The sequence below is a fragment of the Mammaliicoccus sp. RAM2 genome, from assembly GCF_045897195.1.
Classification (GTDB): Bacteria; Bacillota; Bacilli; order Staphylococcales; family Staphylococcaceae; genus Mammaliicoccus; species Mammaliicoccus sciuri.
On sequence record NZ_JBJNWI010000002.1, the window covers coordinates 206,737 to 218,661 of the forward strand.

Here is an 11,925-nt window from a genome sequence, read left to right on the forward strand (position 1 = left end):
ATCCTCCTTAGAATATGCATTACTTACATATAACCGAAGAATCACTTTTTAAACATAAAAAACGAGACTGGCATCTTATTCACACATAAGTTACGCCTGTCTCGCTTTTAAATATACTTGATTATCCTAAGTTACCAAATTTCACAACGTCACGTGCGATCACAACTTCTTCGTCAGTTGGAATTACAATAACTTTTACTGGTGAATGTGGGTAGTTGATGAATGCTTCTTCTCCACGTAAACCTGTGTTTAAGCGTTGATCCCAATATACACCCATAAATTCTAATCCTTCTAATACTTTAGCACGAACTGTGTCAGAGTTTTCCCCTACACCAGCTGTAAATACAATTGCATCTAAGCCATGCATTCTTGTAGCATATGATCCCATATATTTATGGATTCTAGATGCGAATACATCTAATGCTAATTTAGCACGTTCGTTACCTTCGTTAGCGTCTTGCTCAATATCTCTTAAGTCACTTGATGAACCTGAGATACCAAGTAAACCTGATTCTTTATTAAGGATATTTAATACTTCTTCAGCATTTTTACCAGTTTTCTCCATGATATATGGAATTAAAGCTGGGTCAAGGTTACCTGAACGCGTACCCATTGTAACACCTGCTAATGGTGTGAAGCCCATTGAAGTATCAACTGATTTACCACCGTCAATTGCAGCAATAGAAGCACCATTACCGATATGACAAGAGATAATTCTTAATTGATCTAATGGACGATCTAATAATTCTGCTGCTCTTTCAGATACATATTTATGACTTGTACCATGGAAACCATATTTACGAATACCGAAATCTTTATAGAAGTTGTAAGGTAAGCTGTATAAATATGATTCTTCTGGCATTGTTTGGTGGAATGATGTATCGAATACTGCAACATGTGGGATACTTGGCAATAATTTTCTAAATGCTTTAATACCCATGATGTTTGCTGGGTTGTGTAAAGGCGCTAAATCAGTTAATGATTCGATTTTAGCTAATACATCTTCAGTAACAAGTGCTGATTCTGGGAATAATTCTCCGCCGTGAACAACACGATGTCCAGTACCTTGAATATCATTAATGTCTTCGATGATATTATGCTCTTTTAAAGCTTCAATCATGATGTTTACTGCAACTTCATGATTTTCAATATCTAATGTTCTTGTAATTTTTTCCCCGTTAACCGTAATTGTGAAAATTGAATTTTTCAACCCGATACGTTCGATTAATCCTTTTGTGATAACTTTTTCTTCAGGCATCTCAAATAATTGGAATTTTAAAGATGAGCTACCAGCATTAATTGCTATAATTTTTGTCATTTAGACTTCCTCCTGATAATACTATTCTATACTATTTAAACACTAATACAGTTATGAATCAAGCATTAATACAGTTTATAAAGAATGATTTTCTTTCATCCATTCATCTACTTCTGATAAAAACGTTTGCAATTGAGATTGTGCCTTGAAATCTGGTATATTTGCTAGCAATACTTCTACACTCTTAGTATTTCTAGGGTCTTTTTTCTGTAAAATCAATAGTGATTTACGTGATTGTTCTGTCTTGAATAATGAATTAGGAAAGTTTAAAAATGCTTGCATTTCTGTTTCTGTTGCAATATATTTTTGAAGCTGTTTCACTTCTTCGCCTTCAAAGATATTTGTTGGTACGATTAAGAATACATACCCACCCGGTCTAGTTGCTGTAACAGCTTGTTCTAATAATAAATAATGACTATAACTATGCCCTTCATCAAAGCCTAATATCATCTCTTTACTGCGTTCATCAACTGGATAATATCCTACTGGTAAATCGCCGACAATAACATCCGCTTCTTCTAAAGGTAGTGGCATAATGGCATCTTGTGGATACACATCAAATGGTATTTCTAAGAAGTTAGCTAAATGTATACTTACACGTTGTAATACAGGATCTACTTCAATCAAGTGGTGCATCAATGTCTTATCTTGATTTTGTTCGTTGATTGTTGCACTCAAATGTCCTGTACCACTTGCAATATCTACAATGTTTAATTCTGTTTTGTTTTTGTTAAATAAATTTACAAGATAGCTTAATATAAACCCAATAGAATCTGGCGTCATTTGATGATTGGGTTGAATCACTTCTTCTTTTAATAAACTTAAATAAGCAAATTGGAACGCTTTTCTTCGTTCTTGTAATGTTGATTGTTCTAAAAGATCTCTTTGGTTTGTATAAATGTCTTCCATAGCCAAACCAAGATTCTCTATATAACTTTGTCCATTCTCATCGTGGAGGTCTTTACTTTTTACATCAAGTTTTTCAAATAATACTTCCATCATATTCTTTTCTTCAGTCATAATTGCCCTCTTTCGTATAAAAAGCTGTCCACTAAATGGACAGCAGTTTATGGTTGTTAATTAGTCTAAATTTTTAAATGCTTCTAAAGCTTTGTCATAGTCAGGATGGTTTGTACCTTCACTCACTATTTCTGAATAAACAACTTTATTATCTTTGTCCAAAACAAATACTGAACGTGCTAATAAACGAAGTTCTTTCATGATAACACCATAGTTTTCACCAAAAGATAAATCACGGTGGTCACTTAATGTAATCACATTATCTAATCCTTCAGCTGCACACCATCTTTTTTGAGCAAATGGTAAGTCGTTAGAAATTGTTAAAACAACGCCATCTTGTTCATTTGCAGCTTCTTCATTAAATTTACGTGTTTGTTGACTGCACACGCCTGTATCTAAAGAAGGTACGGCACTAATAAGTTTCTTTTTACCTTCATAGTCTTTTAATGTCTTTTCAGATAGGTCATTTGCTAATACAGTAAAATCAGGTGCTACTGAACCTACTTTAACTTCCTCACCTAATATTGTAATTGGTTCATTCTTGAATGTAACTTGCGCCATAAAAAAAGCCTCCTTATTCTTGATAAATATATTTTATCATGATTAAAGAGACTTTAAAATTCTTTTGATTATAACTTAGTTATCCAATCACATTTTGGAAGTCTTTTCTCATTTGAACATATTTGTTTTTGAGAACGACTGTTTCACCAAAATAGTCATGAATACCTTTATGCTTTTTAGTAAATGCTACTACAATATATGGAATGCCTAATAGTGCACCAGAGATAATTCGCCCGATCCATTCTCTAAATAGAACATCCTTCAATTTAAGCGGTTGAGCATCTTCTCGATAGACACTTAAACCTAAGATCATCTTGCCTAGTGTTGCTTTAAAATAATACGTCATCAACACGAAATATAAATAAAATATTAAGGCACTTGCCATATTTTCAACACTGAAGTATGGCACCCATAGATAAGAATCATTGATATCTGTAAGTGCAAATATCGGACTTAACACAATACCTTTAAATCCTGCTAAAGCTAAGATATCGATGATATAAGCTAAAAATCGGACCCAGAATCCAGCAAATACGATGGATTTAATATCAGACATATATTTATTGACAGTACGCTCAATTTCACTTTGTTCACGTGTAGTAGCGACTTGTTCATAACTTGTTTCTGTCATTACAATCCCTCCTTATTCACCGTATAAATACATAGGTTGTGGTGATTTATTCGCTTTAATTAAGGCTTCATATTTAGTCATATCATCTAAACCTATCATAGAAGAAAGTTTACTTTTAGCAGCCATTGGGAAGTTTAAGAATCCACCTGATGTATCATATGTTACAACTTGTGCATTTTTCGATTTAATGTCACTTCTTAATGCTTTAATTGCATCATCTTCATAACCAATTTCATCAATTAAGCCATTTGATTTAGCTTGTTGTGCAGAATATATTCTACCATCAGCTAATTTCTTAACTTCTGATTCTGACATATGTCTACCATCTTTAATGACATTTACAAATTGTTTATAACTATCATCAATGATGGATTGCATGATGTCGCGTTCTTCTTTTGACATTTCTTTCATTGGATTCAAGATTTGTTTATGTTTACCAGAAGTAACAGATTCATCTTTCACACCTAAATCATTTGCAAGTTCTGAATAATTAATGCTTGAGATAATAACGCCAAGTGAACCTGTTAATGTTTGTGAACCTGCATAAATTTTGTCAGCTGGTGTTGAAATATAATATCCACCTGATGCTGCCATATTTTTCATTTGTACATAAACTTTTTTATCTTTAGCTTTAATTTCTTCTAATTTTTTATGTATTTCATCACTTTCATATGTTCCACCACCTGGTGAATTCACAACTAGAAGTACACCTTTAACTTGATCGTCTTTTTTAATTTTATCAAGTTGTTTTAAGAAGGATTCATGATTATACCCTCCTCCACTAAATAACGACTCTTGGACACCCGTATCTTGAATGGTACCATCTACTGATAATTTAACAATTTTACTACTACTATCACTACCAGATACGACAGACTCACTAATACCATCTGAATCTGTTACTGATTTTTTCCACGAATCGTCTAAAAATATGCCAACTGTGCTGACAACCATTCCACCTACAACTAAAACAGCTGCGATGATTATCGCTATAATTCGTTTAGACATAGTATCATCCTTTCTATTTTAAATATTTACATTTATAATAATAACAGACTTTAATAATAACTGTAACTTTTGGGAGGAATAAATTATGACTTCGTATAAACGTATTTATTTATTTAGTTCAAAAGACCGTGACGTATTGGCAACACGCGAAAAGATTCAGAATGAAATGGAACCACACGGATTTGAATTTGTTTCAAATTACGATGATGCAGATATTATTGCTTCAGTCGGAGGAGATGGGAGTTTCTTACAAGCTTGTAGAAAAACTAACTTTAATAAAGACAAAGTATATATTGGTATCAAAACACGACTAGACCAAAATTATTTATATGTTGATTTTAGTATTGATGACATTCCACATTTAGTAGAATCTATTGATTCTCATGAAGTAAGTGTCAGAAAATATCCTGTCCTAGAAGTAAACTTGAATAATCAAATGTCTTATATGTGTTTAAATGATTTTTACATTAAATCAAGTGTTATCAAACCGATGAAGATGGAAATATACATTGATGACGAATACTTCGAGGCATTCAACGGAGATGGTTTGTTAATATCAACACCAACAGGATCAACAGGATATAATAAATCATTAGACGGCGCAATTATTGACCCTAAAATTAGAAGCATGCAACTAACTGAAATCGCATCACTGAATAACAACAATTTTAGAACAGTGAGTAGTTCAGTAGTATTAGGTGATACAAGAACCCTTAAAATCATACTCGATAAAGAAGGAAACTACTATCCAATTATGGGACTAGATAATGAAGCATTAAGCATTCAAGAAACAGACTTTATATCACTTAGAATACAAGATAAATATATTCGAACACTGAAATTACCTCAAAATTCATTCTGGAGTAAAGTTCAAAGAAAATTCTTATAAAAATAAGTAACAATCCCATAAATTAAAACACCTTAGCGCCTATGCGCTAAGGTGTTTTTTACATAAAGTGACTACTAATATAGTCATATAGATTTTTGAGTATTAACGTGATTGTTACAACAATAAATAATACTTTGACGTATGATACGCCTTTTTTAATAGCAAACGTAACACCTAAATACGAACCGATTACCATAGATACTGCCATACTTAATCCATAGATATAATTGACATGTCCTAAAACCATAAATAACAGCAATGCACCTATGTTAGAAGCAAAATTTAAAAATTTAGCATTCCCTGCTGCGTGTAAATAATCAAGGCCGATTATTAATAAAGCAAATAGGAAAAATGATCCTGTTCCGCCTCCGAGAAATCCATCATAATATCCAATTACCGTTACACCAATAATAAACAAGATTGCTTTTTTAAGTGACAATTTCTTGTATCGATTAATGTCTCCCCAATCTTTTTTTACAATTGAGTATATGGTTACAAGTGCCAATATAATAATTGCTAATGGCTTTAAATATTCTGGTGGTAAATATGTAGCAGTAATCGCACCGAATATCGAACCTACAAAGGATAATGGAAATAACTTACCTACAATATCGAAATCTACTTTCTTTGCTCTTATAAATTTCATCGTACTCGTAAATGAACCGAATGAACTTGCTAATTTATTCGTACCTAGAGCTGTGGCTGGATCCATTCCTACTGCTAGTAATGCAGGTAAAGAAATCAATCCTCCTCCACCTACAACTGAATCGATAAACGCTGCAATTAAACCAAACAATATAATGATTAATAATATATTTAAATCAAACTCCATATGGATATCTCCTCTACTTTAATGATAACGACATCCCAACGTTCGTATTAAAGTAGTTCATCCATCCATTCTTCTTTTTGTTGATTCAAATCATCGTGCTTAGAAATTGTAAGTGTTTCTATATTTTTAACCGCTTCATCAATTAGTGGACCAAAATCAAATTTTGATTCAAAATATTCCACTTTTTCTAGTTTAGGATTTGTCTTTGGATTTTTTGGTGTAAATATCGTACAACAATCCTCAAATGGTTGAATTGATAAATCAAATGTATTAATTGCTTTCGCCTTTTTAACGATATCTTCTTTATCAAATGTAAGTAATGGACGTAATATCGGCATTGATGTTACGCTGTTAATGGCATACATACTGCCTAAAGTTTGGCTCGCTACTTGCCCTAAATTCTCACCATTTACAATAGCGTGTGCACCGATTTCATGTGCTACTTTCTCAGTAACTCTTAACATCATTCTTCTTGTACTTGTCATTGTAAAGCTTTCTTCAACGACTTTATGAATTTGCTTTTGCAGTTCTGTAAAAGGTACAATGTGCAATTTGATGTCGCCTGTTAAATGTGCAAGTTGTTTTGTTAAATCAATTACTTTTTGTTTAGCTTGTTCACTTGTATATGGCGGACTATGAAAATGAATAGCTTCAATTGTCACGCCTCGTTTCATCACTTCCATACCTGCTACTGGTGAATCTATTCCACCTGAAAGCATAAGTAACGTTTTACCACCTGTTCCTACAGGTAATCCACCAGCGCCTTCAAGTACGCGATTGTACATATAAATAGCGTCTTTACGAACTTCTACTTTTATTTTATGATCTGGTTGTTTAACATTTACTGTTATGTGATCAGTATTTTGAAGTACATGACCACCTAATTCTTGTTGCAATTGAAAAGTATCAAGTTCAAAAGTTTTATCTGCACGTTTGACGTCAATTTTGAAAGTGTCACCATCATTAAAATCATGCGCAAACTTTAAGGCAACTTCTTTCATTAAATCTAAATCTTTTTCAATTCGAACTACTGGACTTACAGAGTGTACGCCAAACACAGTTTGAATTCTGCTCATCATTTCTTCAATGTCAGAACCTTCGTGTACATCTATATACATACGGTCACGATTTGCACGTACTTTGTAACCTTGAAGTGGCATTAATCGGCTCTTGATGTTTGCTTTTAATTTATTCACAAACATATTTCTATTACCTGTTTTTAAAGTCAGTTCTCCGTATCTCACTAAAATGTGATCATAATACATATTTTATTAACTCCTTTACCTCTTTATATACTTTATCAAAGGCATCTTTAAAACGTTCTATTTCTTCATTCGTTAAATCTGGTGCAATACTTATTCTTATACTTCCTTCAATAACAAGGTTGCTTAATCCCATTGCTTTTAACGTTTCATTATGAGAACTTTTCTTTGACGAACATGCACTCGTTGTAGACAAATAAATTTCATATTTAGAAAATGCATTGACTAATACTTCACCTTTAACACCTGGAAAAGAAATATTTAATATATATGGTGCTGCATCGATTGCTGAATTAATCAAGACACCTTTATATTGTGCTACAAACGCTCTAATTTCTCTACCTCTTTGACTTAATGCTTGAGCATTATCTTCCATACGATCGTTTATTATTCTCATCGCTTTTGCTAATGCAATATTGACAGGTGCATTAACTGTACCGCTTCTTAAACCTTGCTCTTGTCCGCCACCAAATATAATTTGTTTAATCGATTTAATTTGTTTAATCGCCAAAATACCTGAACCTTTTAATCCATGGAATTTATGTGCGCTTAAACTATAACTATCTGCTAAATTAATATCTAATGGTACTTTCCCAAAACCTTGTACACCATCTACATGAAAATGCACTTTTGGATATTCTTCTAAAATTCGACTAATTTCTTCAATCGGTTGAATTTGCCCCATTACATTATTGACATGCATACATGTTACAAGTACAACATCATCGTTAAGCAATTCTTGTAAAGATGATATATCTAATTTCCCATCCTTAGTCGTTTTAATATATTTCAAATTAAAACCTTCGTCCTCTAAGCCTCTCATCGTTTCAAGAACTGACGGATGTTCCATTTTAGTTGTTAGGATTGTATTACCAAATCTCTTTTTCGCTTTTGCCATCCCTTGAAGTGCTATATTATTCGATTCAGTAGCACCACTTGTAAATATAATATTGAATGGATCATTTAAATTTAAATATTGTTTAACATTTTCTCTTGCTTTATCAAGTAAATGAGCAATCTTTATACCAGCAGAGTGAGGACTATTTGGATTGAAAAAATATTGTTGATTCATTTGTGTATATGTTTGAATAACATCCTCATCAGGCTTTGTCGTTGCAGCATTATCAAGATATATCATACTGTCACCTCTTTTTTTCATTATATAATAATACCACAAGTCATTTCGTATAGATATACTAATTGACTTAGAAAAAACATCCACTAACTCAGAAAAAATAAAGGCAAAGACATTTGCCATGTCTTTGCCTTTATAACGTTCTTATCGTTTATTTACATCTTCTTCTATTTTTTCACTGATACCAGGCTCAACTTTTTCAAGCGCTGCTTCTGCTATTTCAATAGCACGTTTGTATCTATTGTTAGCAAATAGTCTTTCTGCTTCATTGAGACTCTTATTCAGTTCATTATTTTCTTTTCTATATCTATTACCATATTGAATTAATGTTTCAGCATGAACAGCATTAATAAGTACATCTGTTGTTTCATCTTCAAATTTATTCATTTGAAGTACAATGTTACTCACTTTATCTTTTACATATTGTACATTAATAGGTCTTTGACTAAAGATTTTATTCACTTCACGAATTTCGTGATCAATTTCATTTTTCATAATGATAAATCTTTCAGGTACACTTGGTAAATTTGATGCTAATAAATTTCTATATATTTCTTCTTTCTTAGATTGAACACGTAATGTATTTTGTTGAGCTGTAGCTTCGTCTTCTCTAAGAGAAACTAAATGATTTTGTATTTTTTGTTGATTATCATTAATAACTTTAACATGTTCTTCTATATATAGAAGATTATCTTCAACTTCACTATAGCGTACGTTTGTTTTAGCCATTTCACCTAAAATTTCATCGTATACGCTGATTAAGTTTTGAATTTCATTCTCGTACTGTCTTACTTTATGTACATCTTCTTCAGAAATATAATAGTTCTCTTTAACATATTCAATTTCTGTTTGAAGTGTGTAGTTCATATCTTTAGCATGGAATAATTCATCTGTAATAATTTCTTTAGATTGTTCGACAGTATTTTTAGATTTTACTTCATGTTCGATTAAATCATACATATCATCTAAAGAATCATTAATTTCATTAATAATGCTTTCAGCTTTCGTTAATTCTAATCTTCCAATCAATGGTTCAACTAAATTTAATTTACCACGTAAAGTTTGTAGCGTGCCTTCCACTTTAACATGTTCTAGGTTGTAACCTTCAACTTTTAAATCTCTACATCCAAATTTCAAGTCTTGGAATTGACCTGGTAATTCTTTTTGTACATCTTTGATCAATAATGGAATTTCATTCATATCTTCTTGCATACGTTTCATATCCGTATTAAGTTGATCAATATGACCACTTGCTTTAATGTAGTGTCCATCTTCAACAAGTTCTTCATATTGTTCAATTCTAGGTAGAAAAGCTTCGATGTTTTTTTCGATTAGTTCAGCAGCATCCCCAAACTGGTGTCTATTCGCTAATACTTCTCTCTTCGTTTCTCTATAAATCTGTTTAGATTCATCGTATAGTTTGTCGCTTGTTTCCACTGTTGTCATTAATTCTGTAACACTCTGAGTTAAGCGCGTATATTTCTTTTCTATACCATCCATTATTTTGTTAGCATCTGCAATACTTTCTTCAGATTGTGAGAACTTAAATTTATCAAGTTCTGCATCAGCATCGTGAATTTTAGCATCTACAACTTTTAAATCTTCTTGTAAAACAGTTTGCCATTCTCTCTTAAATTGGTCATACTTGTCTTTAGCTTCACCATGGATATTTAATTTTTTAAGCTTAGCTAATTCATCTTGAAAAGGTAATTGCTTAATTTTTTGCTTACGCTGCTCAGTCTCAGTAATCAAATTTCGCTTTGATGTACGCAACCATAACATTATACCAATACCAATTAATATAATGATTATAACTGCAAGTGTTATATAAATTGCCATTATGTATTCTCCTCCTAAATCGTTCTCTTTATTATAACGTAAAATATATATCCAACAAACCTTTTTCTATGCAAAACATATTCAAAATCATAAAATAGTAATATAATTCAAATAAATATTGAAATGAGGAATAAAAATGTCAGAACAACAACTAGATTATTCATTACTCAACCGCCAATTAGATGGTTTATTATCAGGAGAACAAGATTTAATTGCTAATTTAAGTAATGCATCTGCGTTCATCAACCAATTCTTACCAAACATCAACTGGGTTGGGTTTTATCTTATTAAAAATAATGCCTTAAAACTTGGTCCATTTCAAGGATTACCTGCTTGTGTAGACATTGAAATTGGTAAAGGCGTTTGTGGAACAGCTGTTGCCGAAAAGCAATCACAACTTATTGAAGATGTTAATCAATTCCCTGGACATATTGCATGTGATGCTAATAGCCAATCAGAAATCGTTATACCTATATACTATAACAAAGAAATCATCGGTGTGTTAGATATAGATGCACCTGTTAAATCAAGATTTAATCAAACTGATCTTGAAGGGTTAGAATTACTTGTCAAAACACTTGAAAAGCATATCCATCTTTAAAAATATAAATTGACATGAACTAAACAAAAATGTATAATAGCTTTTGTGTGAATTAACGAAAGTAGCAGTTAAATATTGTAAGGCTCTATGTTATTCCCAAAGAAGGCGTGTTGTGTAACCGCGGCTGCAAGGTGAAGGCACACAAATATAACATATCCCTATGAGCATTTAGCATTCTTTCTTGTTTCTTCATAACAATCAAACAAGAAAAAGGAGGAACTTCAAAATGGCAAGATTTAGAGGTTCAAACTGGAAAAAATCACGTCGTTTAGGTATTTCATTAAGCGGCACAGGTAAAGAATTAGAAAAACGTCCTTACGTACCAGGACAACATGGTCCAACTCAACGTAAAAAATTATCTGAGTATGGTCTTCAATTACAAGAGAAACAAAAATTACGTTACATGTACGGAATCAACGAACGTCAATTCCGCACTATTTTCGATAAAGCTGGTAACATGAAAGGTATCCACGGTGATAACTTCATGGCGCTATTAGCTTCACGTTTAGACGCAGTTGTTTACCAATTAGGTTTAGCTCGTACTCGTCGTCAAGCACGTCAATTAGTTAACCACGGTCATATTACTGTAGATGGCGCTCGTGTTGATATCCCATCTTACACTTTAAAACCTGGTCAAACTATCAGTGTTCGTGAAAAATCACAAAAATTAAACATCGTATTAGAATCAGTTGAATTAAGTCATCACGTTCCTGATTACTTATCATTCGATGCTGACAAATTAGAAGGTACTTTCGTACGCGTTCCAGAACGTAGCGAATTATCTGCTGAAATCAATGAACAATTAATCGTTGAGTACTACTCTCGTTAA

The 11,925-nt window shown here is 32.3% G+C and carries 12 protein-coding genes; 3 read left to right on the plus strand and 9 right to left on the minus strand.

Annotation, left to right across the window (positions count from 1 at the left end):
- Nucleotides 1–121: 121 nt before the first annotated feature.
- The 5 genes from ACJTHF_RS04200 to sppA all read right to left on the minus strand — a co-directional run bounded on the left by ACJTHF_RS04200 (nt 122) and on the right by sppA (nt 4,538).
- Entirely contained in the window at nt 122–1,318 is a 1,197-nt protein-coding gene (locus ACJTHF_RS04200) for an acetate kinase (RefSeq protein WP_058592045.1), read from the minus strand.
- 75 nt (nt 1,319–1,393) lie between these two features.
- Nucleotides 1,394–2,338 (minus strand): class I SAM-dependent methyltransferase, encoded by a 945-nt coding sequence (locus tag ACJTHF_RS04205; protein ID WP_058592044.1) that lies wholly within the window; start codon nt 2,336–2,338, stop codon nt 1,394–1,396.
- Between the two features lie 60 nt (nt 2,339–2,398).
- On the minus strand, nt 2,399–2,899 hold the full coding sequence (tpx, locus tag ACJTHF_RS04210; protein WP_058592043.1) for a thiol peroxidase: 501 nt from the start codon (nt 2,897–2,899) through the stop codon (nt 2,399–2,401).
- A 79-nt stretch (nt 2,900–2,978) separates the two neighbouring features.
- Entirely contained in the window at nt 2,979–3,530 is a 552-nt protein-coding gene (locus ACJTHF_RS04215) for an RDD family protein (protein ID WP_058592042.1), read from the minus strand.
- A 12-nt stretch (nt 3,531–3,542) separates the two neighbouring features.
- Nucleotides 3,543–4,538 (minus strand): signal peptide peptidase SppA, encoded by a 996-nt coding sequence (sppA, locus tag ACJTHF_RS04220; protein WP_078355902.1) that lies wholly within the window; start codon nt 4,536–4,538, stop codon nt 3,543–3,545.
- Between the two features lie 85 nt (nt 4,539–4,623).
- Here sppA and ACJTHF_RS04225 point away from each other — a divergent pair, with 85 nt between their 5' ends.
- Nucleotides 4,624–5,427: an NAD kinase gene (locus tag ACJTHF_RS04225; RefSeq protein WP_058592040.1), complete on the plus strand. Its 804-nt coding sequence runs from the start codon at nt 4,624–4,626 to the stop codon at nt 5,425–5,427.
- Nucleotides 5,428–5,485: 58 nt separating this feature from the next.
- On the opposite strand, the gene ACJTHF_RS04230 is transcribed toward ACJTHF_RS04225, so the two are convergent.
- The 4 genes from ACJTHF_RS04230 to ezrA all read right to left on the minus strand — a co-directional run bounded on the left by ACJTHF_RS04230 (nt 5,486) and on the right by ezrA (nt 10,495).
- Complete coding sequence (locus ACJTHF_RS04230) at nt 5,486–6,259, minus strand: sulfite exporter TauE/SafE family protein (protein ID WP_058592039.1); 774 nt, start codon at nt 6,257–6,259, stop codon at nt 5,486–5,488.
- 47 nt (nt 6,260–6,306) lie between these two features.
- Complete coding sequence (gene thiI / locus ACJTHF_RS04235; RefSeq protein ID WP_058592038.1) at nt 6,307–7,524, minus strand: tRNA uracil 4-sulfurtransferase ThiI; 1,218 nt, start codon at nt 7,522–7,524, stop codon at nt 6,307–6,309.
- Nucleotides 7,514–8,659 carry a cysteine desulfurase family protein gene (locus ACJTHF_RS04240; RefSeq protein ID WP_078355903.1) on the minus strand — a complete coding sequence of 382 codons (1,146 nt, stop codon included), beginning with the start codon at nt 8,657–8,659 and terminating at the stop codon, nt 7,514–7,516. Before ACJTHF_RS04240 ends, thiI begins: the two co-directional genes overlap by 11 nt.
- 141 nt (nt 8,660–8,800) lie before the next feature.
- A complete protein-coding gene (gene ezrA, locus ACJTHF_RS04245; RefSeq protein ID WP_058592036.1) occupies nt 8,801–10,495 on the minus strand; it encodes a septation ring formation regulator EzrA in 1,695 nt (564 codons plus the stop codon).
- Nucleotides 10,496–10,631: 136 nt separating this feature from the next.
- On the opposite strand from ezrA, the gene ACJTHF_RS04250 reads away from it, so the two are divergent.
- Complete coding sequence (locus tag ACJTHF_RS04250; protein WP_078355905.1) at nt 10,632–11,096, plus strand: GAF domain-containing protein; 465 nt, start codon at nt 10,632–10,634, stop codon at nt 11,094–11,096.
- A gap of 226 nt (nt 11,097–11,322) precedes the next feature.
- The gene (gene rpsD, locus ACJTHF_RS04255) at nt 11,323–11,925 is read left to right on the plus strand and encodes a 30S ribosomal protein S4 (protein ID WP_025905513.1); all 603 of its coding nucleotides are present in this window, start codon (nt 11,323–11,325) and stop codon (nt 11,923–11,925) included.

Bases quoted from the DNA above. Each gene is read 5' to 3' on its own strand.
- ACJTHF_RS04200 (WP_058592045.1), bottom strand. From the start codon at position 1,318: ATGACAAAAATTATAGCAATTAATGCTGGTAGCTCATCTTTAAAATTC.
- ACJTHF_RS04205 (WP_058592044.1), bottom strand. From the start codon at position 2,338: ATGACTGAAGAAAAGAATATGATGGAAGTATTATTTGAAAAACTTGAT.
- tpx (WP_058592043.1), bottom strand. From the start codon at position 2,899: ATGGCGCAAGTTACATTCAAGAATGAACCAATTACAATATTAGGTGAG.
- ACJTHF_RS04215 (WP_058592042.1), bottom strand. From the start codon at position 3,530: ATGACAGAAACAAGTTATGAACAAGTCGCTACTACACGTGAACAAAGT.
- sppA (WP_078355902.1), bottom strand. From the start codon at position 4,538: ATGTCTAAACGAATTATAGCGATAATCATCGCAGCTGTTTTAGTTGTA.
- ACJTHF_RS04225 (WP_058592040.1), top strand. From the start codon at position 4,624: ATGACTTCGTATAAACGTATTTATTTATTTAGTTCAAAAGACCGTGAC.
- ACJTHF_RS04230 (WP_058592039.1), bottom strand. From the start codon at position 6,259: ATGGAGTTTGATTTAAATATATTATTAATCATTATATTGTTTGGTTTA.
- thiI (WP_058592038.1), bottom strand. From the start codon at position 7,524: ATGTATTATGATCACATTTTAGTGAGATACGGAGAACTGACTTTAAAA.
- ACJTHF_RS04240 (WP_078355903.1), bottom strand. From the start codon at position 8,659: ATGATATATCTTGATAATGCTGCAACGACAAAGCCTGATGAGGATGTT.
- ezrA (WP_058592036.1), bottom strand. From the start codon at position 10,495: ATGGCAATTTATATAACACTTGCAGTTATAATCATTATATTAATTGGT.
- ACJTHF_RS04250 (WP_078355905.1), top strand. From the start codon at position 10,632: ATGTCAGAACAACAACTAGATTATTCATTACTCAACCGCCAATTAGAT.
- rpsD (WP_025905513.1), top strand. From the start codon at position 11,323: ATGGCAAGATTTAGAGGTTCAAACTGGAAAAAATCACGTCGTTTAGGT.